Genomic DNA, 25,525 nt, shown 5'->3' on the forward strand with positions numbered 1-25,525 from the left:
TGCGGCTTTGCCGCACGGTCGGTCGCACCCGGCGCGCCATGCCTGCAGTACGGGGTCGATGGGGCCCCATTGACGCTCGGGCCCTTCAGCGGCTCGAGCATCGTCAGCTTCTTCCCCGCTTCTTCCCCGCTTCTTCCGCCTCTTCGGTTGTTTCCGCTTTTTTCCGTTCTTTCGATCCGCCCACGCCGCGCGATCGCTGGAGCGCCCTCAAGCCGCGGCATGCGTGGCGTTCACGCAAATCTGGCCGTAGAGCGTGCGAAAGCGCTCCACCTCTTCGAAGATCCAATTGCGAAAAGCCTGCACGCGCGGTGCGTCGACGAGCGACGGTGGACAGACGAAGTAGTACGCCGACGTGCTGGAGGCATCGATGCCGAACAGGCGCACGAGCCGTCCGGCGGCGAGCTCGTGCGTAGCGATGGAACGCCTCGTGAGCGCCACGCCCTGTCCTTCTATGGCCGCCTGCAGCAGATTCGACGAATCGTGGTAGAGCACGCCACCCTTCGGCTCGTTCATCCCTTTGAGACCCGCCACATCGAACCACGGGCGCCAGAGTTCGTCGTCCGTGCGCAGCAGCCGCACATGGGCGAGGTCGCGTGGCGTTTGCGGGAGTGCGCCACCCGCGAACGTCGGTGAGCAGACGGGAAAGAAAATTTCGTCGAGCAGCGGCTCCACGTGCAGATCGGGATAGACACCGTGCCCGTAGCGGATCGCGACGTCCACATCCTCCCGCGTGAAGTCGGTCAGCGAGTTCTTCGACTGCAGTTCGAGATCGATTTGCGGATTGCGCTCGATGAAGCTGCCGATGCGCGGCGTGATCCAGCGCGCGGTGAACGAGGCCGCCGACGAGACCACGAGCCGACGCTCGCGGTCGGCCGAGCGTACGTCGTGCGTCGCATCGGCAAGCGCCATCAGCGCCGCCCTCACCGCCTTCGCATAGCGCTCACCGGTTTCGGTGAGCCGCACACGCTTGCCCTCGCGTACGAAAAGCGTTGCGCCGAGGTCTGCCTCGAGCGCGCGGATCTGGTGGCTGACTGCGCCGTGCGTGACGAAAAGCTCGTCCGCCGCGCGCGAAAAGCTTTCATTGCGCGCCGCGGCCTCGAATGCGCGCAGCGCATTCAGCGGGGGCAGGTCTCGAAGGTTCATCTGTGAATTTTCCTCACATGACTGTGAGAATCGATCGTTTTACGGCGCGACTTGCAGTACCTACGATTGTAGCCATCCAAACGAATTTTCAGGGGACGGTCATGAGAGAGATTTCTTCAAGCGTCACGTTCGAAATCGAGCCGGGCGAGACGGTGCCGATGATGATCAGCCACGCCACGCGGCTCGTCGTGGATGGCGGTCCCGTCTGGGTCACGCGCAGCAACGACGTGGAGGACTACTGGCTGGCGCCCGGGCGGTTCTTGCTGCTGCGCCGCGGCGAGCGGCTCTGGCTCAGCGCGGAAGGGCGGCAGCGGGCGCGTGTGCGCTTCGTAGCGCCGCTGCGCCGCCCCGCTGCGGCTGCGGCCTGGGTTGCGGCGGTGCTCGAGCGGCTCGGCAGTCGCTGGCGCGCGGGTTGGCGCACTGTTTGAGCGGGCTTGGCGGCGAGAGGCGGGGACCGCGCGCCACCTGGCACGATGGGCGGCCCGGAGCCGATTCCTGTAAACTGCGCAGCATCATGTGTGCTGTGCCGTCCTCCGAAATCCCCGTCCCACGTTCGCTCGAATCGCCTGCCGAGGCATCGGCGGCGCTGACCGAGCCCCGCCCGTGCGATATGGCGGCAATCGGGAAGGTCGCCGTCGTCTGGCGCGGCCGCGAGCCCTATGAAACGAGCTTTGCCGCGATGCGCGCGTTCACGGATGCCCGCACCGACGAAACGCCCGACGAAATCTGGCTCGTCGAACACCCACCCGTATTCACGCTCGGCCAGGCGGGCGACCCCGCGCATCTGCTGGCGGCCGATTCCGCCATTCCGCTGGTGAGGGTGGACCGTGGCGGGCAGATTACCTACCACGGGCCGGGGCAGGTCGTCGCCTATTTGCTGGTCAATCTTCGGCGGCGGGGCCTGTTCGTGCGTCAACTCGTCACGCTCATCGAGGACGCCGTGATCGAAACACTGGCGGCGTATAATCTGCCCGGCGAGCGTAAAGCCGGGGCGCCCGGCATCTACGTGTCGCCGGGGCCGGCGGATGCCGGCCACGCCGGTGCCAAGATCGCCGCGCTCGGCCTCAAAATCCGCAACGGCTGCAGCTACCACGGCGTGAGTCTGAACGTCGCCATGGATCTGCGCCCGTTTCTCGCGATCAATCCGTGCGGCTACGCGGGGCTCGAGACAGTCGACATGGCGACGATGGGCGTCGCCGCCGGCTGGAACGAGGTCGCGGCCACTTTTGCCGAGCGCCTGATTGCCAACCTCGACGCCTCGCTCGCGCATCGCTCATCGACTGGACCTACCGAATGACTGACGTAACCGCCCAACCGACCGGCTCCGCCGCCCCCGATGCGCGCGAGCCGGCAACTGCTGCCTACGACCCCACCGCCAAGCAGAAATCGCAGGCGAAGACGGCGCGCATTCCGATCAAGATCGTTCCCGTCGAGAAGCTGAAAAAGCCCGAATGGATTCGGGTCCGGGCGGCGACGGGAAGCTCTCGCTTCACCGAGATCAAGCAGATCCTGCGTGAGCACAATCTGCATACGGTCTGCGAGGAAGCGAGCTGCCCGAACATCGGCGAGTGCTTCGGCAAGGGCACGGCCACGTTCATGATCATGGGCGACAAGTGCACGCGCCGCTGTCCGTTTTGCGACGTCGGCCATGGCCGTCCCGACCCGCTCGATACCGAAGAGCCGCTGAATCTGGCGCGCACGATCGCGGCGCTCAAGCTCAAGTACGTCGTGATTACCAGCGTGGACCGCGACGATCTGCGCGACGGTGGGGCCGGCCACTTCGTCGAATGCATCCGCAAGGTGCGCGAGCTGTCGCCCGAAACGCGCATCGAGATTCTCACGCCGGACTTCCGCGGCCGGCTCGACCGGGCCCTGTCGATTCTGACGAGCGCGCCGCCCGACGTGATGAACCATAACCTCGAAACCGTACCGCGCCTTTACAAGGAAGCGCGCCCGGGTTCCGATTACGCGCATTCGCTGAAGCTGCTGAAGGACTTCAAGGCGCTGCACCCCGAGGTGGCGACGAAATCGGGCCTGATGGTCGGCCTTGGCGAAACCGAGGAGGAAATCCTGCAGGTGATGCGGGATCTGCGCGCGCACGACGTCGACATGCTGACGATCGGCCAGTACCTCCAGCCGTCCGAGCACCATCTGCCCGTGCGTGCGTATGTGCATCCGGACGTCTTCAAGATGTACGAGGCCGAAGCGTACAAGACGGGCTTCACGCACGCGGCCGTCGGCGCGATGGTGCGTTCGAGCTACCACGCAGATCTCCAGGCGCATAACGCCGGCGTCGTCTGAACCCCCTGTAGCGCCGGAGCCGCTCGGCCATCGCCGAGGCGGGCGGGGCGTCGGCGGTCGCTCCCGCTGAACGTGCTCGACGTGCTCGGCAAGTAGACAGCTTGGTCCGGAAAGTCGTACGCGGCCAGGCCGGGATTCCGGATTTCCGGAATCCCGATGACATCGCCACTAGCTAAATCCCTTTTAAATCAAAGGGGAAGCTGATTTATGCAGTTGGCATCGACCTTGCAGTAGTAGGGCCCACGCGGCCTTTCTCATTAATCCAAGCAAGGAGACACCGGATGCCCCCGCTCAAGAAACCCTTTTACCGAGTCCTGTACTTTCAGGTGATCGCGGCGATCATCGCTGGCGTGCTGCTCGGCCACTTTTCCAGCAAGCTCGCCATCGACATGAAGCCCTTGGGCGACGCGTTCATCGCGCTCGTCAAGATGGTGATCGGCCCGATCATCTTCTGCACAGTGGTGACCGGCGTCGCGGGTATGGAGGACATGAAGAAGGTCGGCCGCGTAGGCGGCAAGGCACTGCTTTACTTCGAAATCGTTTCGACTTTCGCGCTGCTGATCGGCCTCGGCGCTGCGCACCTGCTGAAGCCGGGCGCCGGCTTCGGCGCCAACGTGGCGCAGCTCGACGCGAAAGCCGTGGCCTCGTACTCCGAAAAAGCCGCGCACGGCCAGACCACCGTCGATTTCCTGCTGCACATCATCCCGAAAAACATCGTCGATGCTTTCGCGCAGGGCGAAATCCTGCAGATCCTGCTCGTGGCGCTGCTCTTCGGCTCCGTGCTCGCGACGCTCGGCGATCGCGGCAAGCCCGTTACGAACTTCATCGAAAGCCTGTCGCACGTGCTGTTCGGCATCGTTCGCATCGTGACGAAGCTCGCCCCGATCGGCGCGTTTGGCGCAATGGCCTTCACGATCGGCAAGTACGGCATCGGTTCGCTGCTGCCGCTGCTCAAGCTTGTCGGCACGTTCTATCTGACGTCGATCATCTTCGTGCTCGTCGTGCTCGGCACGATCGCGCGCGTGGTCGGCTTCAGCGTCGTGCGCTTCGTCGCCTACATCAAGGAAGAGATGCTGATCGTGCTCGGCACGAGTTCGTCGGAAGCGGCGCTGCCGCAACTGATGATCAAGCTCGAGAAACTTGGCTGCTCGCGCTCGGTTGTCGGCCTCGTCGTGCCGACCGGCTACTCGTTCAACCTGGACGGCACGAACATCTACATGACGATGGCCGTGCTCTTCATCGCTCAGGCAACCAACACCGACCTCACGCTCACGCAGCAGCTCACGCTGCTCGCCGTGGCCATGCTCACGTCGAAGGGCGCGAGCGGTGTGACGGGCGCAGGCTTCATCACGCTCGCGGCGACGCTCGCCGTCGTGCCGACGATCCCCGTGGCCGGCATGGTGCTGATTCTCGGCATCGACCGCTTCATGAGCGAGTGCCGCGCGCTGACGAACATCGTCGGCAACGGCGTGGCCGCAGTCGTCGTGTCGGCCTGGGAAAAGGAACTCGATCGCGCCAAGCTCGCTCGCGCGCTGAGCGGCGAAAGCGCAGAGCTGACCGAGGCTGCCGAAGCTTGAGTACCGCGGACGGCTCCGAGCCGCCCGATGGCGCGCCGGCGGGCGGCGCGCGCTATGCCACAATAGACCATTGTCATAGCTGCGAGCCCGCCGCCGTGAAGCGTCGCCTCACCGTCATCCTCGCGCTCGCCGTGGCACTCGCGGCAGTGTGCGTGCTGACCTGGCGCATCGCCTGGCAGCGCGGCATCGAGGATCTTCAACAGCAAGCCGCCGTGCGGGCCGACCGCACGGCAAGCGCGCTTACCGACACGCTCGACCGCTACGAGTCGCTGTCCTATCTGCTCGCAAGCCACCCGATCGTCGAGGAAGCGCTCGAAACATCGAGCGCCGGCTCGCGCGAACGCGCCAACCGCTATCTCGAAGATGCGAACCGCCATGCCCATGCGACGGTCACCTACGTGATTCGCAACGATGGCTGGTGCGTCGCGGCCAGCAACTGGGAAAGCCCGGATACGTTTGTCGGCTCCAATTATCAGTTCCGTCCGTATTTCATCGATGCGATGAAAGGCGGGGTCGGCCGTTTCTTCGGCATTGGCACGGTTTCTCACGTACCGGGCTACTTCATCTCGGAACCGGTGCGGCGCGAGGGGCGCATGGTCGGCGTGGCCGTCGTCAAAGTCAATCTTGAATGGTTCCCGGGCACCGACAGCGGCGAGCCGCTGCTCGTGACCGACAAGCACGGCGTCATCTTCCTCTCGTCCGTGCCGGCGTGGAAGTACCGCGCCATTGCGCCCGTGCCCGCCTCGGTCAGCACCGCGATCTTCGAGACACGTCAATACGCGGGGCGCCCGATCGTGCCGTTGCCGATCGTCGAGCTGCGAACGCTCGACGGCGGCGCGCGCATCGTGCGCGTGGGCGACCCGCGCGCCGGCACGCGCTATCTCGCCACGCGGCGCACACTGAGTGGGCCGGACTGGCATTTGGTCACGCTCTCGTCGATCGATCCCGTGTTTGCCGATGCGCGTAATGCAACGGCGGCGGTGGGCTTCGGATTCGCCTCGCTGTGTCTGCTCGCGTTCTATTGGCGTACGCGGCAGGCGCGGCTGCGCGAGATGATGCGCAGCCGGGCGATGCTGCAAAACGCCTATGCGGAACTCAATCAGCGCGTTGCCGAGCGTACGGCCGATCTGTCCGCGGCCAACGCGCGCCTGCAAACGGAGGTGAGCGAGCGTACGAGGGCGGAAAGCGAGCTTCGCGCCGCGCACGACGAACTCGTTCAGACGAGCAAACTCGCGGCGCTCGGTCAGATGGCGGCCGGCATCACGCACGAGCTCAATCAGCCGCTCGCGGCGCTGCGCGCGTTTTCGGACAACACGCGCGTGCTGCTCGAACGCGGCGATCAGAATGCCGCGCGCGAAAACCTCGAAGCGATCTCGGCGCTGACCGAGCGCATGGGCAAGATCACGAATCAGCTCAAGCTCTTCGTCGGGCGCGCCCAGCCGCGCACTGCCAGAGCACCGGTTGCCCGAGCCGTTTGCAACGCGCTCAATCTGCTGCAAAAACGGCTGCAGGCGGTGGCGCTCGAGGTCACGATCCACGATTCCGAGACAGCTTCGGGCGCGGGCCGCGAAGCACTCGACGTTTCGGTCGAGCATCCAGGGCTCGTGGCCTACTGCGACGACCTGCGCCTCGAGCAGGCGCTCATCAATCTGATCGGCAATGCCCTCGATGCGGTGAGCGGCGTGGAAAGCCCGCGCATCGGCATCGATATCGATGCGTCGTACGCCACGTTGTCGGTCACTGTGCGCGACAATGGACCCGGCATTCCGGAAGACGTCCTGCCACGGCTTTTTGAGCCCTTTTTTACGACGAAAGGCATGGGGCAGGGGCTGGGCCTCGGGCTCGCGATCGCCTCGTCGATCGCGCGCGATTGCGGTGGTGCGCTCAGCGCATCGAACGAGCCGGGCGGCGGCGCGGCATTCGTGCTGAAGCTGCGCCGCGCGCTCGCGCCGAGTGCACAATCCGAGGTGCCATCGAAATAGCGGGGGCTCGCGCGCGAGCCAGCATTTTCCCGTTCCCGATGTTCGGACGACCGGCATGACAGCGACAGAAACGATGACCGACAGCCTTCCCGTAATCTTCATCGAAGACGACGAACTGGTGCGCCGCGCCAGTGTGCAGAGCCTGCAACTCGCGGGCTTCGAGGTGGTTGGCTATCCTTCCGTGGAGTCCGCGCGCGAGGCCCTGGACCAATCGGGCAGCGCCGGGCCGGGCGCGATCGTGAGCGACATCCGTTTGCCGGGCGCGAGCGGGCTCGCGCTGCTCGAGCATTGCCGCGAGCACGCCCCCGACGTGCCGGTCATTCTGGTGACGGGCCATGGCGACATCTCGATGGCGGTACAGGCAATGCGCGACGGCGCCTATGACTTCGTGGAAAAGCCATTTGCGTCCGAGCGGCTCATCGAGACGGTGCGCCGTGCGCTCGAAAAACGCCGCCTGCTGCTCGAGAACGTTGCGTTGCGGCGCGAGCTCGCCGAGCGCGATGCCCTGGTGCCGCGCATCATCGGCCGCAGCCCGGCCATCGAGCAGGTGCGCCGGCTCGTCGCGAAAGTGGCGCAGACCGACGCTTCCGTGCTGATCAACGGCGATACCGGCGCCGGCAAGGAACTGATCGCCCGCAGCCTGCACGAGCTTTCGCCGCGCCGGGCGAAACCGTTCGTCGCGGTCAATTGCGGCGCGCTGCCCGAGCCGATGTTCGAATCCGAAATGTTCGGCTACGAGCCCGGCGCTTTCACGGGTGCGGCGAAACGCCGCATCGGCAAGCTCGAATATGCGTCCGGCGGCACGCTTTTTCTGGACGAGATCGAAAGCATGCCGCTCGCGCTGCAGGTCAAGCTGCTGCGCGTGCTGCAGGACGGCGTACTGGAGCGGCTCGGTTCGAACCAGCCGATTCGCGTGGATTGCCGCGTGATCGCAGCCGCCAAGGGCGACATGGCCGAACACGTTGCGGCGGGCACGTTCAGGCGCGACCTGCTGTACCGCCTCAACGTCGTGACGATCGCGCTGCCTCCGCTCGCAGACCGTCGCGAGGACATCGTGCCGCTATTCGAACATTTCGTCCTCGAGGCGGCCGTGCGCTACCAGTGCGCCGCGCCGGTGTTGACCGAACGCCAGCGCGCCCGCCTCGAGGAGCGCGATTGGCCTGGAAACGTGCGCGAGCTGCGCAATGCGGCCGAGCGGTTCGTGCTCGGCATTGCGGACGCTTCCAGCCCGATCGGTACCGCATCGACGGCGCAGCCGGGGGCCGCGTCGATGCCGCTGAAGGAGCGGGTCGAACGGTTCGAGCGGACGGTCATTGCCGACGCGCTCGAGCAGACGGGCGGAGCCGTCGCGGCGGCGGCCGACCTGCTGGAGATCGGCAAGGCGACGCTTTACGAGAAGATCAAACGATACGGCCTCGCCGAGCGTGGCGAGGCCGGAAAAGAGGTGGGCTGACGAAGCGCCGGATCGGCAGCGCGACAGGCCGGGCAGGAGCCCACCGGGCCGGCGCGCTTCGTGCGCTCAGGCGGCGCCGAGCGCTTTTTGCAGCAACTGATCGAGCTCCGCGAACTGCGGCTCGCCGACGTAGCGCTTGAGGATCTTGCCGTTCTTGTCCACGACGAAGGTGGTCGGCGTCAACTGCACGTTGCCGAATTCCTTCGCGGCGCTGCCGTCGTCCATGGCCACCTTGAACGGGAGCTGGCGCGTTTGCGCGTAGTTGGTGACGTACATCGGGGCGTCATAGCTCATCGCGACAGCGACGAATTCGAGCCCCCGGTCCTTGAACCGGTTGTATGTCTGGACCATCTGCGGCATTTCCTTGATGCAGGTCGTGCAGCTCGTCGCCCAGAAATTGATCAGATAGACCTTTCCCTTCAGATCCCCGGTGGAGACCTTCTGGCCCGACAGCAGCGTGAACGTGGCGTCGGGCACGCGTTGCGTGGTGCCGAACGTAAAGTAGCCCGCAACGGCGATGGCGACGGCGGCGAGCGCCATGGCGACGTATCGCACGGGGCTGCGGCGCGTGGCGGATGCTGGGGTCTGGCTCATGGGGACAACCTCGGAATCGTGAGAGCACGAAGGAGCGCAGCGATTGTACCGCCAATCGTGCGCGCGCGTGTTTCGCCGCCCGGCCGCCGACGGTTATGGCCGATAATCGAGGCTTTTCTCGAAGCCGCCGGGCGGCCGCGGGGCCTGTCAGGGGCTCGGCGCGCGGCGGCGCTCTTACTTCCATGCTTGCGCAAAAGTCTTTTTCCTCGCCGGTGCGGGCCTCCGCCGCCTTCGGCCGTCTTGTCATCGGGTGGTTGCGGCGCGCGGCGAACGTCCGGCTTCTTGGCATGACGTTGACGGCAGTCGCGCTCACCGCTTGTTCGCCCGAGTACGACTGGCGCACCGTTACGGATACGTCGCAGGGCTACACGATCGATATGCCCGCGAAGCCCACGCAAGACGAGCGGCAAATCGCGCTGGCGGGCACCGCGATGCCGATGCACGTGCGCGCCGCACATCTGGCGCACAGCGTGTTCGCCGTTGGCGTGGTCGACTTACCTAGCGACGATCCGCGGCTTCAGCGCGAAGTGCTCGATACACTGCGCTCGGCGCTCGGCCGTCATCTCGGCGCGCCGGGGGAGGCCCGGCCGGCGCGCGTACCGCTGGCGGCCGGGGGGGATGCGAGCGCGGTCGACGTTGCCGTGACCGGTGTTGCCGGCTCGGCCCACGAACACAAGGTCATTCACGCATGGCTCGTGGCGCGCGGGCGGCGCGTGTATCAAGCGGTGATTATCGCGGACGAGGCACCGCCGGCGGAGCAGACCGATCAATTCTTCCGGTCGTTCAAGCTCTTTTGACGGCGATGCGGCGCGATGGCCTGGCGGGGGCGGCGCCGGCGCAAATCGGGCAGGGAGGAAAGCGCCAAGCTATCCACAACAATTGTGGATAACTTTGTTGAAAACCTGGACAACCAGCGACGCTGCGCCGGTTGCGCGTTGTGCAAGGAAATGGTAGATACTGCGTTTGCCCGGCAAAATGTATTGAAAATCAATTGGTTGTGAATTTGTATTAGTGTGATCTCTCGAAAATTCCTGCTCACGCGCACGGGCTCGGCGATGTGTATAAGTCAAGCCCCGTCACGGGGCCAGTCGAGCGCCGCTCGCGGGCCGGTCCCGGGCATGCTTCGCCTCCAGCATCTTCACGAGCAGGTGGAGCGTCTGGTTGACGGGCGTCCCGATGCCCGCCGCCAGGCCTCGACGGACCACAGCGCCATTCAGGTAGTCGATTTCGCTCCATTTGCCGCGCGCCAGATCCTGGGCCGTGGACGAATACTGGCCGGCAGGAATCGTCGCTTCGATCCGCTCGACGATGCGTGCCGGCTCGTCGGCGAAGCGGATGCCTTCGGCGGCGGCGACCGCGACGCACTCTGTGACGACCTCGCGCATGGTTGCTCTCAGCGCATCCCGGTGGGGCATTTCGCCGAGCGGTAACTGCACGATGGCCGAAACCGCGTTGTAAGCGCAGTTCAGTGTGAACTTTTGCCAGAGCGTCGCGCGCACGTCGTCCGAGATCTCCGTGGGAATGCCTGCTGCGCGCAGCACTTGCGCCAGCGACTCGCTGTGCGGTGACGCCTCGATCGCGAGATCGCCGCGGCCGTGATGTAAAAGATGCCCGGGACTGGCCATTTCACTTGCAACGTAGACGGCGGCGCAAATGACGGGTTGCGAAATTTCGGCGCGCAGGAGCGCGGCGTTGTCGACGCCATTTTGCAAGCTCACCACGATGGCCTGTGGCGCAAGCACGTGCCTCAACTGGCGCGCCGCTTGTGCGGTGTCGATCGACTTGACGCACACGAAGACCACGTCGGCAGACGCTGCCGCATCGATGTCGATCGAAGCGCTGACCGCCACACGCTTATCGAATGCGCGCGTTTGCAGACGCAATCCGCCGTGGCGCATCGCGTCCACGTGCGAGGGGCGACCGATGAAGGCGACGTCGTGGCCGTGCAGCGCCAGCATGCCCCCGAAGTAGCAGCCCACTGCACCGGCGCCCAAAACTGCAAACCGCATGATTCCTCCCGGTTGAACCGATGAACATCGCGCCGTCGCAAAGAGCGATGCGCGGGGCGGACACGCAGTCTGCCCTTTCACTCGAGATAGAAGGATAGCGCTGTTTATTCCTAATGCCGCATTGAATGTTTGTAGCGTTTTGTATATGGATACAATTCGTACACATTTGATCGGATCGTGCCTCGAAGAATTAAAACCTAAGTATCGATTTTTTGTGCCCAATGTATGGGGCTTATCGATCTAGTCACGCGTTTTAGCGCAGGTATCATGCAATCCACCGGGTGATCGGAAGCGGCGGCGCGGTCGGAAATACGCCAGATACATTGGCTGCTTTCAATAGCCCCATGCGCCGACTGATCGAATCCGGCGGTGCCGTTTCGATGCATTAGATTTCCCATCCATCATGAACAGGAAGATAAAAATGCCTTCCAACGATTTTTCTCCGGCGCGACGCAATTTGCTCGCCGCTTCAGCCGCTGCCGGGGCGCTTTCGCTATTTCCCGGGGCGATTTACGCTGCTACCGACGACGCGAAAATCAGTCCATTCAAAGCGAGCATTCCGGATGCCGCCCTGGCCGACTTGCGTAGGCGCATCGCGAACACTCGCTGGCCCGGCAAAGAGACAGTCGTGGATGAATCCCAAGGCGTCCGACTCGCGCGTATGCAAAATCTCCTCGCGTACTGGGGCACCGACTACGACTGGCGCGTAGGCGAAGCACGCCTGAACGGCTTCCCGATGTTCATCACCGAGATCGACGGACTGGATATCCATTTCATCCATGTCCGCTCGCGGCACAAGAACGCGGTGCCCCTGATCATGACCCATGGTTGGCCGGGCTCGGTCTTCGAGCTGGTCAAGGCGATCGGTCCGCTGACCGACCCGACGGCGTACGGCGGCAGCGCCGACGACGCTTTCCATCTGGTCGTGCCTTCCCTGCCGGGTTTCGGTTTCTCGGGCAAACCGACGGCCCCGGGCTGGGGCTCCGATCATATCGCGCGTGCATGGGGCGTGCTGATGGCGCGGCTGGGCTATGAGCGCTTCGTGTCCCAGGGAGGCGATTGCGGCTCGGTGATCTCGCATCGCATGGCCATGCAGCGCGTCAAAGGTCTTATCGGCATCCATGTGAACATGCCGGCGACCGTCCCGCCCGATATCGCCAAACTGCTGGCTCTGGGCGACCCCGCACCCGCGACGCTGTCCGCCGACGAGAAATACGCGTACGAGAAACTCAGCGCGTTCTATCGCGACAATTCCGGCTATTCGGCCATGATGGTGACGCGCCCGCAGACGGTTGGTTACGCGCTCGCCGATTCCCCCGCGGGCCAGGCGGCGTGGATGTACGACAAGATTTCCCAATGGACGTACAGCGGCGGCATTCCCGAGCGGTCGCTGACGCGTGACGAGATCCTCGACGACATCTCGCTGTACTGGTTGACCAACAGCGCGACCTCCTCGGCCCAGATCTACTGGGAAGACCACTCGAACAACTTCAATGCGGTGGATATCTCGTTGCCGGCCGCAATCACCGTGTTCCCCGGCGAGATTTATCAAGCCCCTCGCAGTTGGGCCGAGCGCGCCTATCGGAATCTGATTTATTTCAACAAGGTCGACAAGGGCGGCCACTTCGCTGCGTGGGAGGTGCCGTTGCTCTTCGCGCAGGAGGTCCGCGCCGGCTTGCGGCCGGTGCGATCCATGGCGTGATGGCGCGCGTGCGGGTGCATGGAAGCACGTGCGAGAGCGCGGTCGCCGCGTTCTGTGCGGCATTCGACGCGAGTCTCTAATACCAAGGTATCGGAGCCTTATAAGAAGGCGAGAGCGCGATATCCGCTCGACGGATAGGCCGCATCAGAACTTCTCCTTAAGCTTCGACCATTGATGGCGGTCGTGCCTGCTACTGACAGGAGTCATCCGTGAGGAATATCGATTCGTGCGACGTCTCGCTGGCGGCGCAAAGCGGCAGGGCGAGCCGCGAGGCCAATCCGTGGAAGCACGTGGTGCTCGATCTTCTTGCCTATCCGTCTTCGATCAGGGAGGCGCCGCCCTGGGTGCCGGCCGCGCCACCCGCTCGCGAGCGCAAGTCCGCGGCTGGCGGTGCATCGCCGAGCTATACGGTGATCGTGGAAGAGCGGCTGGCGAATACGCTGATCGCGCTGTCGTGGATCGATCCGACTTGCGGCAGCTTTCGAGATCAGATCTGGAGACTCGCCACCGCCAGACGCGCCGGAATATGCGCGTTGTCGGGCCGTCCCGTCAGGAAGGGCGACGCCATTTTCCGCCCCCGTGGACGAAGGCGCGACGCCCCGCGCAACTGGAACGCGATGATTCTGGCCACGTCGCTCGCCGAGCCGTGCGATCGCACGCCGACGCCCGCGCCGGCGCGCGTCGGCGCGGCGTCACGGACGGATACGAGCCGTTCGAAGACAAAAGCGTGCCGCCGTGGCGCGGCTTAACCCTTCATTCCTTTTCGGGAGATAAGAGTATGTCTGACCAGGTCAACGAGCGGCGTCGCCGCGTGTTGGGTACCACGATAGCGAGCCTTGCGGTGCTGGGTTCAGGGCTCGGCGAAATGGCGTACGGTCAACCGGCGCCGGCCGCGGCAGGGGCAGGTGCCGCTTCTTTCGGCGCGCTGCGTCACGTGAATGCCAATGGGCTCAGCGTGGGTTACGTGGACGCGGGGCCGGCGAACGGGCCCGTCGTTATCCTGTTGCATGGATGGCCCTACGATATCCATGCCTATGCCGAAGTCACGCCGATACTCGTGTCGGCCGGCTATCGCGTGCTCGTGCCTTACCTGCGCGGCTACGGTCCGACGCGGTTCCTGTCGGCCGATACGCCGCGCAACGGTCAGCAGGCCGTCGTCGCGGTCGACATCGTCGAGTTCATGGACGCCTTGAAGATCAAGCAGGCGGTCATCGGCGGGTTCGACTGGGGTGCCCGCACGGCCGACATCATTGCGGCGCTGTGGCCCGAGCGTTGCAAGGCGCTCGTATCGGTGAGCGGTTATCTGATCGGCAGCCAGGCGGCGAACGAGAAGCCGCTGCCGCCGCAGGCGGAGCTTGCGTGGTGGTATCAGTTCTACTTCTCCACCGCCCGCGGCGAAGCGGGCTATGCGGCGAATCGTTCGGCGTTCAACAAGCTGATCTGGCGCCTTGCTTCGCCGCAATGGCATTTCGACGATGCCACATTCGCCCGCACGGCCGAGTCGTTCGACAACCCGGATCACGTGGCCGTCGTCATCCACAACTATCGCTGGCGTCTGGGCCTCGCGCAGGGGGAGCCGCGATACGACGATCTCGAGAAAAAGCTTGCCGCGTCGCCCGATGTTTCGGTCCCGACCATCACGATGGAAGGCGATGCCAACGGCGCGCCGCACCCGCAGCCCGCGGCGTATGCGAAGAAGTTCACGGGCAAGTATCAGCATCGGAACATCGGCGGAGGCATCGGTCACAACCTGCCGCAGGAAGCGCCCAAGGCGTTCGCCGACGCCATCCTTCAAGTTCAGCATCTATGAGCGGGGGGAGCGGGATGAAATTGCGCAGCGTGGGTACCCGGGCGATGGGATGTCTGCTCGGGCTCGCGGCGGTCATGGGTGCGGATGCGGCCGCGACCGCTGGCGGTGCGCAGCCGGCAGCGGCCGTGTCGCCCATATACGGCGTGGCGATTCCGCACGGCTATCGCGAATGGCAGATGATCGCACCCGCCGCCGAAGCGGCGCCGCTCGACGAGTTGCGTGTCGTGCTCGGCAACGACGTGGCGATGAAGGCAATCAGGAACGCCACATTGCCGTTTCCGGACGGCACCATTCTGGTCAAGCTTGCCTACAAAAAGAAGCAGTCCGACGAATTCCCCTCGGCCACGGTACCCGGGCAGCCCACGACGGTGCAGATCATGGTCAAGGACTCGAAGCGGTACGCGTCCACGGGCGGATGGGGGTTCGGCCGCTTCATCAACGGCGTGCCTGCCGACAAGGCACAACATCAAACATGCTTCGCCTGTCATGAGGCACGCGTGAAGAGCCGCGATTACGTCTTTACGCGTTTCGCGCCTTGACGGTCGCCCCTCGAACTTTCTCCAAGATATAGGTACGAAAACGATGCCCAAACTTTTCCGCTACTTTTTCAAGTCCATCCTGCTCATTGGCGCCGTTGCGATCGGACAGATGGCGCATGCCGAAGGGACAACGAATCTCTCCGGAACGACGGTCGTGCTGACACACGGCGCGTTTGCCGATGGTTCGAGCTGGAGCCGCGTGATTCCGATACTCGAGGCGAAGGGCCTGCGTGTGGTGGCGGTTCAAAACCCGCTCAGCTCTTTGAACGACGACGTTGCCGCAACCCGGCGCGTTATCGACCAGCAGCCGGGCCGGGTCGTGCTCGTGGGGCATTCGTGGGCGGGCGTGGTCATCAGCGAGGCCGGCAACGACGACAAGGTCAAGGCGCTCGTCTATGTCGCGGCCTTCGCGCCCGATGCCAACCAGTCGATTGCCGACCTCACGAAGAGTCTGCCCGAGCCGCCCTGGGCAAAGGAACTGCACAAGGATTCCGGGGGCTATCTGACGCTTTCGGATCAGGCGATTCACCGGTTCTTCGCGCCGGACCTGCCGCCTGCCGAGCAGCGCGTCGTGGCGGCTACGCAGGGTCCCTGGTACGCTGGCTGCCTCGACGAGAAGGTCACGCACCCAGCCTGGCGCGACCGACGTTCCTATTTCGTGGTGAGCACCGAGGATCGGATGATCGCCCCCGGGCTGCAGGAGAAGATGGCGAAGGACATCGGCGCGACGATCACGCGTGTGCGAGGCAGCCACGTCGCCCTCGTCAGTCATCCGCAAGCCGTTGCGAACGCGATCGTCGAGGCGGCTGAACACGCGCAGTAGCCGGCGCAATCGCTGATTGGAGAACTCATGTCTGAACTCTGGCAATTGTCGGCAACGGATCTGGCCGCACGGATCAGGCGGCGCGAAGTCTCGGCGAAGGAGGCTGCGCATTCGGCGCTGCGGCGTCTCGAGGCGGTCAATCCTGCCATCAACGCGGTCGTCGACCATCGGCCCGAATGGGTGCTTCGACAGGCGGAAGACATCGATCGCGCCATTGCGCGAGGCGATGAGCCCGGGCCGCTTGCGGGCGTGCCGGTAACCGTGAAGATCAATATCGATCAGCAGGGTTTTGCGACGACGAACGGCGCCCGTGCGAGCGAGCGCCTGATCGCGGCGAGCAACAGTCCGTTGGTGGACAACCTCACGAAAGCCGGTGCGGTGCTCCTCGGCCGCACGAACTCGCCCACCTTTGCATTGCGCTGGTTCACGTCGAATCTCGTGCACGGCAAGACGTTCAACCCTCGCAATCGGACTTTGACGCCCGGCGGATCCTCGGGCGGCGCGGCCGCCGCGGTGACGGTGGGTATCGGGCACCTGGCGGTGGGTACGGATATTGGCGGCTCGATTCGTTATCCCGCGTACGCGTGCGGCGTGCATGGCCTGAGGCCGAGCCTCGGCCGCGTGCCGGCCTATAACGCCAGTTGGCCCGAACGCCCGATCGGCGCGCAATTGATGTCGGCGCCGGGGCCGATCGGCCGCACGATTGCGGACCTCCAACGCGGCTTCGCGGCATTGTCCGCGCCGGACGTGCGCGATCCGTGGTGCGTCGCGATGCCGCTCGAAGGCCGCGCGGTGCCGCGGCGCGCCGCCCTGTGCCTGCGCCCGGACGGCTGGGGGATCGCGCCCGAGGTGGAGGCTGCGTTGAGGGATGCGGCGCAAAGGCTCGCCGACGCCGGTTGGACGGTCGAGGAAATCGACAATACGCCGCCGATGCGAGCGGCCGCCGACGTCCAGCAAAGGCTCTGGCTCGGTGACGGATTCGAGGCATTGGCCGCGGCCGTCGCCAGCGATGGCGACCGGGGCGCGGCGGCTGTGATCGAGGCATCGCGCGCGCGAGTGGCGGGCTTGCCTCCCGATGTCGTGAAGCATGCGCTCGTGACGCGTACGTCCTTGATGCGGGAGTGGCGCGTGTTCCTCGACCAATACGCGGTGTTGCTGCTACCCGTATCGGCGGAGCTGCCTTTCCCTGACGATCTCGACATGCAAGGGGCGGAGGGGTTCGAGCGCGTGTGGGAGTCGCAACTCACGATGCGGGCATTGCCTGCCATGGGGCTACCGGGGCTGACCGTCACGACGAACCTCGTGAACGGCATTCCGGTGGGTGTTCAGATCGTGGCGGCGCATTTTCGCGAGGATCTCTGTCTGCAAGCCGGTGCGGCTATCGAGGCGCGGGGCGTGCCCTGTTCGCCGGTTCATCCGGTCGGTGGGAGCGGCTCGGCCGATGCGGTCGATGCGCACTGATCGATTGCCTGCCACGGCAATGCCACGTCATCCGAGCGGTGTCTGGGTCGTGTGCGTGGACTGCATTATCCGCATTTGCTAAACTCGATCGCGCCCATGGCGAAGACAAAAGCGCCCTTCCTTTTCCTTTGACGCGCGTTCGCGCGTAAAGACGTGACGTCCAACACTGAGCTCGGCCGGCCGGCTGCATCGACAGACCGTAGTGTCTCCGGAGTCGTCTACGTCATAGACGACGATGACCTGTTGCGCGGTGCGCTGACGAGCCTGCTTCGCTCGATCGATCTCGAGGTCAAGGCGTTCCGCTCCGCGGAGGAATTTCTCGCTGCCGCCAAAGGCCCGGGGCCTGCTTGCCTCGTGCTGGATGTGCGCTTGCGCGGCCAAAGCGGACTGGCGCTGCAAAAGTCCCTGCTCGAAAAGGGATGTGCGGCCATGCCCATCGTATTCATGACGGGCCACGGCGATATCGCAATGACCGTTGAGGCGATGAAAGCGGGCGCGATGGATTTCCTGACCAAGCCGTTTCGCGAGCAGGACATGCTCGACGCCGTCCTCGCCGCGTTGGAGCGCGATGCGCAGCGCATGGCCAACGATAGTTCGCTCGTGGAGGTGCGCGAGCACTGGGATTCATTGACGCCACGCGAGCGTGAGGTCCTCTTCAACGTCGCGGCCGGACTCATGAACAAGCAGATCGCATCCCGAATGGGCATCGCCGAGGTGACGGTGAAAATCCACCGAGGTCATGCAATGCGCAAGATGAAAGTGCGCTCTGTTGCGGACCTGGTGCGCAGGATCGACGCGCTCGGCGTGAAACCCGCAAGCGGGCAATAAAAAACGGCTGAACAAAGCAGCCGCGTAAAACGGCGGTCCGATACCTACAGATGATGGCGGCCGGTATACCCGCGTTATATCGTGATGGCGGGCGAACGATAGGGCTGGCCTGTCTTTTTCCCATATTCAATGGGAGCGCCTTTGTTCCGATCCGCCAACGCGCTGCTGTCCATCGTCGACGACGACCCGTTCGTTTGCGCCGCAACCCGCAGCCTGGCGAAGGCGATCGGGCTGGATGCCCGGGTTTTCATGAGCGCGGCATGTTTTCTCGATTCCGATGCGCCGCCGCTGACACGCTGCCTGATATGCGACGCCGGGATGCCGGGTCTGGACGGCATCGAGTTGCTGGCTCGATTGGAAAGCCGCGGCCTATACATTCCGACGCTCTTCATCGCGGCCTCCGGCTCGGCTCCGGTTGCTCTGCCGGCCCGCGCCGCTCGTCCGTTGTGTCTGCTCGAAAAACCCGTTGACGCATGGGCGCTCGAGCAATGGATCAGACGTGCGTTGAAGTACGCCCGATCCGGGGCAAGCCGTTGAAGCGCGCTTCAGATCGGGGCGCGCGGCAGCGTAATCGTTGCCCGTGTCCCGCCGTGTTCTCGCGGCGCCAGTTCGAGTTGGCCGCAATGCGCGTCCACGATCGACTTGCAGATGTACAGGCCCATGCCCATACCGTGGGGCTTGGTCGTGAACAGGGGTTCGAAAATGCGCTGCGCGAGTTGCGAATCGATGCCCTCGCCTTGGTCATCGATGCGAATGCGTAGGCAGTCTGAAGCGACATCGCACGTCAGCGCGAGTACGCGCTCGTTTTCGGGCGTGGCGAGCATGGACTCGGCGCCATTCATGAGCAAGTTGATGACAGCTTGCTGCAATTGAATGCGCTCGCCGTTCACCGGAAAGTAACCGGAAAGGCCGTCGAGGCGCAGGCGTACCTTCATCGCGTCGAGCGTGCACGCCACGATCTCGGCTGCCTCGCGCAGCGCGTCGGCGAGATCGAACACAGCGAACATGGGCTGCGTCTGTTGTGCTTTCGCGCGCAGCGCGCTGATGATGGTGCGCGCGCGCATGGCGCACGCGCAGATATGGGCCAGCATCTCGCGGGCGGCATCGATGTTCGGGACGCTGCGATCGAGCCACTTCAGGCCGGCGCGAGCAGATGTGTCCAGTGCCGTGACTGGTTGTGCCACCTCGTGCACGATCGAAGCCGCCAGTTCGCCATAGGCCCGGAGCCGGCTGGCCCGATCCAGTTCGGAGAGCGTATCGCGTATTTTGGCCTCCGTGCGGCTCAGGCGCGCGTGCTGCGCACAAAGCTCGTCATGAAGACGGAGGTTCTCCAACGCAAATCCCGCTTGCAGCGCAATGATTTCCACCATGGCGGCTTGGGCCGATGTGAAGAGACCGGGCGTGTCCCCGTGTTCGAGGTAGAGTGCGCCCGTCAATTCGCCGTTGAACCGTATCGGTACGCAGATCACCGAGCGCGGTTTCCAGCGGCGCACGTAGTCGTCATGGCGCCAATCGGCCGCCGCGCGGGCATCGTTGAGCGTGAGCCCGCTCCGAAGCCGCATGGCGCGCGTGAGGATCGATACGGGAAGCCGACCGGCTTGCGCATTCGGCGCATCGGATGCCGCAGCGCCGGCGGCTTCCCAGTTGCCTTCGCGGACCACCGCAACGAGCCCCCAAGTGGCCTTCGTGCACCGTGCCGCGGCGTCGAGCAGTTTCATCACGCGTTCCTCGGGCGCCACCTCGCTCGCGATCGTGCGGCACACGTGCCGCAATGCGTCCATATCGGCGCCCAACAGCGACGGCGAAGCGAATCTCTCGAGGGGCGAAGCGATGTCAGGGTCGTTCGTCACGGGGTGCGATCTCCAACCGGCCAGCGCCGTGCAGGCGCCGCGGAAATTGTCGAGCTGGTCGTTCATTGATCCTCTCCCGCATGGCGGCCCACGGACTTCCGGTAGCCCTCAACCTTCATTTCATGTAGTGAGTACTCCACAAACGAACGTTAGCATACTCTCGACGGAAATGAAAATTAATGCGCTCTGCCGAGCGCGCTGGAAGGGCCGTATTTGATGGGGGGTGCAATGTTAAGTAGTTGAAAGAGAACGAAATAACTGTTTTGTTGTGAGTGTCTCGAGCGTGAGGTATGATTCGCTCATTCATGTAGTACTCACTGTATGAAAGTCGGGTGAGAGCGGGATGGAAGTTTTTTGAGTGGCGCGGGCGAGGGTGGTCGTGCTGCCATGGGAGCGGTATGACGCGAGCGGCAAAAAAGAAGGTTGTGGGCGCAACGGGAGTTCGGGAGGCTGCGGCGCAGGAAACGCGCGACAAGATTCTTCGTGCTGCAACGAAGGTCTTCGCGCGCTATGGCTATGACGGCGGCAGCGTAGAAAAGATTTCCGGGCTGGCGAAGTCCTATGATCGGATGATCTACTACTACTACGGTAGCAAGGAAGGCCTTTTCGTTGCCGTACTGGAAGACGCCTATCGGCGCATGGACGAGGCGGAAAGCAAGGTAGCGCCGGACCCTTCGGTTCCCGTGGAAGCGCTCAAGACCCTGATCCGCTTCAAGCTGGACTACTATTGGCGTAATCCCGATTTCATGACGCTGCTCAACACGGAAAACCTCCACAAGGGCCGGCATGTGTCGACGCTCGAGCGCAAGGGAGAGTACTCGTCGCACGCGTTGCAGATCATCGCGAGGATTCTCGAGAGCGGCGCCGAACAGGGCTTGTTCCGCAAGGATCTGGACCCGCGCCACGTTTTCCTGCTGATCGCGTCGGCGGCTTATTTCTATACGTCCAACCGCTACACGTTATCCGTGTTTCTGGGCGAGGAACTGGGCGCTCCGGAGGCGGTGCGCGAGTGGGAGGCGTTCGTGATCGATAGCGTGCTGCGCGTCGTTCGTGCGGATACGCCGTCCGGCTCATAGGGCCCGTTCGCGCCGATTCGTCGCTCGTCGTCATGAGGATGCACGCCGCTTGCAATGAACTACCTTCGTGCTCGCACCGTTGAAGAAGCGCTCGCCAGGTTGGCGCGGCATCCGCAGCCGCGTATCGTCTGCGGGGCGACCGATGTCTTTGCGGATGCCGACCTTGTGCCATCGAGTTACGAATGGCTCGACATCAGCCGCATCGATGCCTTGCGCGTCATCGAGCGCCGTGGCGGCATAGCGCGTATCGGCGCGGCCTGTACCTGGGAGGCGATTGCCCGCGTGGCATGGTTGCCCGCTGCTCTAACGCAGGCAAGCGCATGCGTTGGATCGCGGCAGATTCGCGTTCAGGGCACGATCGGCGGCAATCTGTGTCATGCGTCGCCGGTAGCGGACGGCGTGCCTGCATTGCTCGTACTCGATGCGCAGGTGGAACTGGCGAGCGCGCGGGGCGTGCGCCGATTGCCTTTGGCGCAGTTCTTTCCCGGCGGCCGCCGAACCGCGCTGCAATCGGACGAGCTGCTCGTCGCGGTTCTGTTCGCGTTGCCGGGCGAGCAGGATCGGACGGCGTTCATCAAATGCGGGAATCGCGATGGCCCCACGATCGCCGTCGTTTCGGCCGCGGCGCGTCTGCGCGTGCGCGCCGACGGCGCCATTCAGACCGCTGCCGTTGCCGTCGGCGGCGCATCGGAGCGGGTCGTCCGAATGCATGCCGTCGAGACTTTGCTCGCCGAGCAGCCGTTTAAGGGGCTGACGAAAGCGATTGAAGCTGCGTCGCTTTCCGAGCTCGCGCCGATCGACGATTGCCGCGCGACGGCCTCCCACCGCTTGCATCTCGCGCGGCTCGCTATCAGGCGCGTTTGCGCATTCTGCATCGAGGAGTCGCCCCATGGCGCATCAACTGCTTGACGATCCCGTGTCGGTCCGCGGCGAATCCGCCAGCGGCAGCATGGCGGATTCGCCGCTGGTCGACTCGTTCGAACTGAACGGCGCGCGCCGGCGTCTGCCCACCGATCTGTCGCGGCGCCTGATCGACCATCTGCGCGCCGATCTGCGCCAATTCGGAACCAAGGAAGGGTGTCGCCAGGGCGACTGCGGGAGCTGCACGGTACTCGTCGATGGCGAGCCGCGTTACGCCTGTCTGATTCCATTGGCACAGGTGGCGGGGCGCCGCGTCGTGACCGTCGAAGGGCTGGCCGACGGCACGCGCTGCGGCGGCCGCTTGCAGCAGGCGTTCCTGGCTAACCAGGCGGTGCAATGCGGTTTTTGCACGCCGGGCATGCTCGTCGCCGCCGCGGCGGCGATCGACGCGGGACAGGTAACCGACCTCGCCAGTGCGCGCGATGCGATCGATGGCGTCCTGTGCCGATGCACGGGCTACCAGAAAATAGTCGGTGCCGTGGCCGAAGTCGGGTGCGGCGCCGCTGCACGGCGCTGTACGACGGCGCCGTCCGACGGGCCGTCGGTCGGGGTGCCGCTGACGCGCCTCGATGGGCCCGAAAAGGTCGACGGCAGCCAGCGTTTCGGCGCGGACGATTACCCGGCCGACAGCCTCGTCGTGCGAGCGGTTCGATGCCCGCATCATCGCGCGCGTTTCACGTTCGGCGATATTCAGGCTTTTGTCGAGGCGCATCCGGGGGTGCATCGGGTACTGACCCATGCCGACGTGCCCGGCCTGAATCTGCATGGGGTGGCGACGCCCTATGCCGACCAACCGGTCCTTCCGGAGTCGGAAACGCGGCATCGTCTCGAGGCGGTCGCGCTGGTCGTCGGCGAGCGCGAGGCGGTCGTGGCGCTCGACATGAATTGCTTTCCGGTCAGATGGGCACCGCAGCCTGCGGTTCTGAGCGTCGCCGATGCCGTAAAGGCGCTGAGCCCGCGGTTGCATGCCGATCGCCCCGGCAACGTTCTGATCGAGGGCGTGGTGCACCGCGGCGACGCGAAGGGCGCGATGCGGCGGGCACGCTACGTGGTGAACGCCACGTTTCAATCGAGTTTCGTCGAGCATGCGTACCTCGAACCCGAGGCCGGTTGGGCCCGGCGGGTGGACGACACCGTCGAAATTCACTCGTCCACGCAGGCGCCCCATCCACATCGCGCGGATCTCGCCCGCATCCTTGCGCTCGCGCCGGAACAGGTGCGCGTGGTGGCGACGGCCGTCGGCGGCGGCTTCGGCGGCAAGCTCGACATGACGGTCCAGCCATTGCTTGCCATCGCGGCCTGGCACGTCGGCAGGCCCGTGGTCATGGTCTTGTCACGCGAAGAGTCGATGGCCACGTCGACCAAGCGCCATCCGGGCCGCATGACGTCGAGTATGGCCGCCGATGCCGCTGGCCGGCTTTGCGCGGTGACGTTCGACGGCGACTTCAATACAGGCGCATTCGCGTCCTGGGGCACCGCGGTGGCGAACCGGGTGCCTGTGCATGCCGGCGGCCCGTACAACATCGCGCACTACGCCGCCCGTGCGCGTGCGATTCATACGCATGTCACGCCTGCTGGCGCATTCCGGGGCTTCGGCGTGCCGCAAACGATGATGTCGCAGGAACAGCTGATCGACGAACTGGCGATCGAGGCGGGCATCGATCCGCTCGAGTTTCGGGCGATGAACGCACTGCGGCCGGGCGATACGCTGCCGACCGGGCAAGTGCTGGACGATAGCGTGGGCCTGACCGCTTGCCTCGATGCGCTGCGTCCCGTCTGGCGCGAAATGCGAGCCGGGATTGCCGCGTTGAACGAACGGGCCCCCCGTCATGTTCGGCATGGCGTCGGCCTCGCCGCGTTCTTCTACGGTTGCGGCAATACGGCGTTACCGAATCCGTCCACCGTGCGCTTCGGCGTTCGGCCGGACGGCACGATCGTTTTGCACCAGGGCGCGGTGGACGCCGGGCAGGGTGCCAACACAGTCATCCCGCAGATCGCGGCCGATGCGCTCGGCGTGCCGGTCGATCATCTGCGCTTCGTCGGGCCCGATACGGCTGTGACGCCCGATTGCGGGCGTACGTCAGCCTCGCGCCAGACGTTCATCACCGGGCGCGCCGCCTTTCTGGCCGGAACGGCCTTGCGTCACCGGCTGCTCGCGTTCGCGGGCGCGCCGGCCGATGCGCGGATCCGTGTCGACGCGCGCGGTATCGTCGTCGACGGCCGCGTACTCGATTTGCGCTCGCTGCCGGTCGACGAGCACGGTTATGTGCTCGCGGCGGAGGAAAGCTTCGATCCGCCCGTCACGTCGCTCGATGCCGCGGGCCAGGGGCGCCCTTACGCAACGTATGCGTTCGGCGCGCAAATCGCGCTGGTCGCGGTGGATTGCGAGAGCGGACGTGTCCGCGTGCTGAAGGTCGTGGCGGCGCACGACGTCGGGCGGATGGTGAATCCGACGCTGCTCGAGGGGCAGGTCGAAGGTGCGGTGGCGCAGGGAATCGGCATGGCGTTGATGGAGAAATACCATCCGGGACGACACAATAATCTGCACGACTACCTGATTCCGACTGTGCACGACATGCCGGAAGTCCGCTCCATTTTTATCGAGGCGCCGACGACGGTCGGGCCTTACGGCGCCAAAGGCATCGGCGAGCCGGCACTGGTGCCGACCGCCGCCGCCATTCTCAACGGCATTCACGATGCGATCGGCGTGCGGATTCGCGAAGCGCCGGCTTCTCCCGATGTCGTTCTTCGCGCGCTGGCGGCACGCGAAGAATTGCCCGTTGATCGAAGTGGTAATTGACGCAGGAACGCCACGCCGCAATCGCGCATGTACGCGACAAGGCAGCTCGCCGAAGGTGCTCGTCCACCGGTGCCCGACGCAAAACGAAACGAGCGGGCGCCGATGCGCGAAGCCAGGCGAGCGCCCGCGATTCGCACGGCTTCAGCTGCCTTCTTCGCGGATGCTGAGATTGCTCGTCACAGAATTCACGCCCGGCACTTTCTTCGCTGCGTCGGCTGCGAGCTGATCCTGACTCGCGTCGTCGATGAAGCCGGCAAGCACCACTTTGCCGGTATCGGCCATTGCGAAAACGGTGATGCTCGTGCTTTTCAGCCCTTTAGTGCTGAAAAGCTGCTTGCGCACCTGTCTTGCCAATGCGCGATTGGCAAGACGTTGCGTTTTCGAGGTCGTTTTTGCGTGCCCCGCAGCCGGCGCGACCGCAGCGCTGTTGTTTTCCGTCGAGGAGGTGGCCGCGTCGGTTTGGGCCAGTGCAAACGTGGGCACGCAAACAGCCATCGCGCCGCATAGCAGTGCTGATTTGAAGTTCATTTTCTTTACCCTTGGTTCGTTGTGCGAGCACGTGAACATGAACGTGCATGGCGGCGCAATCGCCCGCGACGAACACAGCCTGCGACGAATCGGACACCGCGATTGAAGGATATGGGGCGGGCGAAGGG

23 protein-coding genes are annotated in these 25,525 nt (G+C 64.7%); 18 read left to right on the forward strand and 5 right to left on the reverse strand.

What is annotated here, in order from left to right; all coding sequences use genetic code 11:
• Nucleotides 1-207: 207 nt before the first annotated feature.
• Complete coding sequence (locus tag U0034_RS11740) at nucleotides 208-1,143, reverse strand: transcriptional regulator GcvA (RefSeq protein ID WP_085227782.1); 936 nt, start codon at nucleotides 1,141-1,143, stop codon at nucleotides 208-210.
• Between the two features lie 101 nt (nucleotides 1,144-1,244).
• Between U0034_RS11740 and U0034_RS11745 the strand changes: the two genes are divergently transcribed.
• The 6 genes from U0034_RS11745 to U0034_RS11770 all read left to right on the forward strand — a co-directional run bounded on the left by U0034_RS11745 (nucleotide 1,245) and on the right by U0034_RS11770 (nucleotide 8,456).
• Nucleotides 1,245-1,571 carry a DUF2917 domain-containing protein gene (locus U0034_RS11745; RefSeq protein ID WP_085227783.1) on the forward strand — a complete coding sequence of 109 codons (327 nt, stop codon included), beginning with the start codon at nucleotides 1,245-1,247 and terminating at the stop codon, nucleotides 1,569-1,571.
• An 86-nt stretch (nucleotides 1,572-1,657) separates the two neighbouring features.
• Nucleotides 1,658-2,440, forward strand: a complete 783-nt coding sequence (gene lipB / locus U0034_RS11750; protein ID WP_085227784.1) for a lipoyl(octanoyl) transferase LipB — start codon at nucleotides 1,658-1,660, stop codon at nucleotides 2,438-2,440.
• Nucleotides 2,437-3,444, forward strand: coding sequence for a lipoyl synthase (gene lipA, locus U0034_RS11755; protein WP_085227785.1), 1,008 nt, complete (start codon nucleotides 2,437-2,439; stop codon nucleotides 3,442-3,444). Before lipB ends, lipA begins: the two co-directional genes overlap by 4 nt.
• 281 nt (nucleotides 3,445-3,725) lie before the next feature.
• Entirely contained in the window at nucleotides 3,726-5,021 is a 1,296-nt protein-coding gene (locus U0034_RS11760; protein WP_085227786.1) for a dicarboxylate/amino acid:cation symporter, read from the forward strand.
• The gene (locus U0034_RS11765; RefSeq protein ID WP_085227787.1) at nucleotides 5,018-7,003 is read left to right on the forward strand and encodes a sensor histidine kinase; all 1,986 of its coding nucleotides are present in this window, start codon (nucleotides 5,018-5,020) and stop codon (nucleotides 7,001-7,003) included. Before U0034_RS11760 ends, U0034_RS11765 begins: the two co-directional genes overlap by 4 nt.
• A gap of 73 nt (nucleotides 7,004-7,076) precedes the next feature.
• On the forward strand, nucleotides 7,077-8,456 hold the full coding sequence (locus U0034_RS11770; RefSeq protein WP_085228097.1) for a sigma-54-dependent transcriptional regulator: 1,380 nt from the start codon (nucleotides 7,077-7,079) through the stop codon (nucleotides 8,454-8,456).
• Nucleotides 8,457-8,522: 66 nt separating this feature from the next.
• Here the strand turns inward: U0034_RS11770 and U0034_RS11775 are convergent, their stop codons facing one another.
• The gene (locus tag U0034_RS11775) at nucleotides 8,523-9,050 is read right to left on the reverse strand and encodes a TlpA disulfide reductase family protein (protein ID WP_085227788.1); all 528 of its coding nucleotides are present in this window, start codon (nucleotides 9,048-9,050) and stop codon (nucleotides 8,523-8,525) included.
• 287 nt (nucleotides 9,051-9,337) lie between these two features.
• On the opposite strand from U0034_RS11775, the gene U0034_RS11780 reads away from it, so the two are divergent.
• Nucleotides 9,338-9,847: a hypothetical protein gene (locus tag U0034_RS11780; RefSeq protein ID WP_085228098.1), complete on the forward strand. Its 510-nt coding sequence runs from the start codon at nucleotides 9,338-9,340 to the stop codon at nucleotides 9,845-9,847.
• Between the two features lie 279 nt (nucleotides 9,848-10,126).
• Here the strand turns inward: U0034_RS11780 and U0034_RS11785 are convergent, their stop codons facing one another.
• Entirely contained in the window at nucleotides 10,127-11,059 is a 933-nt protein-coding gene (locus tag U0034_RS11785) for a ketopantoate reductase family protein (protein WP_085227789.1), read from the reverse strand.
• A 421-nt stretch (nucleotides 11,060-11,480) separates the two neighbouring features.
• Here U0034_RS11785 and U0034_RS11790 point away from each other — a divergent pair, with 421 nt between their 5' ends.
• The 8 genes from U0034_RS11790 (at nucleotide 11,481) to U0034_RS11825 (ending at nucleotide 18,759) form a co-directional block, all read left to right on the forward strand.
• The gene (locus U0034_RS11790; RefSeq protein WP_085228099.1) at nucleotides 11,481-12,761 is read left to right on the forward strand and encodes an epoxide hydrolase family protein; all 1,281 of its coding nucleotides are present in this window, start codon (nucleotides 11,481-11,483) and stop codon (nucleotides 12,759-12,761) included.
• A gap of 209 nt (nucleotides 12,762-12,970) precedes the next feature.
• Entirely contained in the window at nucleotides 12,971-13,510 is a 540-nt protein-coding gene (locus U0034_RS11795) for a DUF3331 domain-containing protein (RefSeq protein WP_085227790.1), read from the forward strand.
• Nucleotides 13,511-13,539: 29 nt separating this feature from the next.
• On the forward strand, nucleotides 13,540-14,571 hold the full coding sequence (locus U0034_RS11800; RefSeq protein ID WP_085227791.1) for an alpha/beta fold hydrolase: 1,032 nt from the start codon (nucleotides 13,540-13,542) through the stop codon (nucleotides 14,569-14,571).
• A gap of 74 nt (nucleotides 14,572-14,645) precedes the next feature.
• Nucleotides 14,646-15,110 carry a cytochrome P460 family protein gene (locus tag U0034_RS11805; protein WP_233212039.1) on the forward strand — a complete coding sequence of 155 codons (465 nt, stop codon included), beginning with the start codon at nucleotides 14,646-14,648 and terminating at the stop codon, nucleotides 15,108-15,110.
• Nucleotides 15,111-15,153: 43 nt separating this feature from the next.
• Nucleotides 15,154-15,933, forward strand: a complete 780-nt coding sequence (locus U0034_RS11810; RefSeq protein ID WP_085227793.1) for an alpha/beta fold hydrolase — start codon at nucleotides 15,154-15,156, stop codon at nucleotides 15,931-15,933.
• Nucleotides 15,934-15,960: 27 nt separating this feature from the next.
• On the forward strand, nucleotides 15,961-17,394 hold the full coding sequence (locus U0034_RS11815; RefSeq protein ID WP_085227794.1) for an amidase family protein: 1,434 nt from the start codon (nucleotides 15,961-15,963) through the stop codon (nucleotides 17,392-17,394).
• Nucleotides 17,395-17,547: 153 nt separating this feature from the next.
• The gene (locus U0034_RS11820) at nucleotides 17,548-18,222 is read left to right on the forward strand and encodes a response regulator transcription factor (RefSeq protein ID WP_085227795.1); all 675 of its coding nucleotides are present in this window, start codon (nucleotides 17,548-17,550) and stop codon (nucleotides 18,220-18,222) included.
• 141 nt (nucleotides 18,223-18,363) lie between these two features.
• Nucleotides 18,364-18,759: a response regulator gene (locus U0034_RS11825; protein WP_233212033.1), complete on the forward strand. Its 396-nt coding sequence runs from the start codon at nucleotides 18,364-18,366 to the stop codon at nucleotides 18,757-18,759.
• A gap of 8 nt (nucleotides 18,760-18,767) precedes the next feature.
• On the opposite strand, the gene U0034_RS11830 is transcribed toward U0034_RS11825, so the two are convergent.
• Nucleotides 18,768-20,138: a sensor histidine kinase gene (locus U0034_RS11830; protein ID WP_085227797.1), complete on the reverse strand. Its 1,371-nt coding sequence runs from the start codon at nucleotides 20,136-20,138 to the stop codon at nucleotides 18,768-18,770.
• 332 nt (nucleotides 20,139-20,470) lie between these two features.
• On the opposite strand from U0034_RS11830, the gene U0034_RS11835 reads away from it, so the two are divergent.
• The 3 genes from U0034_RS11835 to U0034_RS11845 are packed head-to-tail and all read left to right on the forward strand — an operon-like array spanning nucleotide 20,471 to nucleotide 24,869.
• Nucleotides 20,471-21,148 (forward strand): TetR family transcriptional regulator, encoded by a 678-nt coding sequence (locus U0034_RS11835; protein WP_085227798.1) that lies wholly within the window; start codon nucleotides 20,471-20,473, stop codon nucleotides 21,146-21,148.
• Between the two features lie 54 nt (nucleotides 21,149-21,202).
• A complete protein-coding gene (locus U0034_RS11840; RefSeq protein ID WP_085227799.1) occupies nucleotides 21,203-22,057 on the forward strand; it encodes an FAD binding domain-containing protein in 855 nt (284 codons plus the stop codon).
• Complete coding sequence (locus tag U0034_RS11845; RefSeq protein WP_085227800.1) at nucleotides 22,038-24,869, forward strand: molybdopterin-dependent oxidoreductase; 2,832 nt, start codon at nucleotides 22,038-22,040, stop codon at nucleotides 24,867-24,869. The genes U0034_RS11840 and U0034_RS11845 overlap by 20 nt, the downstream gene beginning before the upstream one ends.
• Nucleotides 24,870-25,010: 141 nt before the next feature.
• Here the strand turns inward: U0034_RS11845 and U0034_RS11850 are convergent, their stop codons facing one another.
• On the reverse strand, nucleotides 25,011-25,397 hold the full coding sequence (locus U0034_RS11850; RefSeq protein WP_085227801.1) for a BON domain-containing protein: 387 nt from the start codon (nucleotides 25,395-25,397) through the stop codon (nucleotides 25,011-25,013).
• Between the last annotated feature and the right edge of the window lie 128 nt (nucleotides 25,398-25,525).

It is taken from the genome of Trinickia caryophylli (assembly GCF_034424545.1).
GTDB lineage: Bacteria > Pseudomonadota > Gammaproteobacteria > Burkholderiales > Burkholderiaceae > Trinickia > Trinickia caryophylli.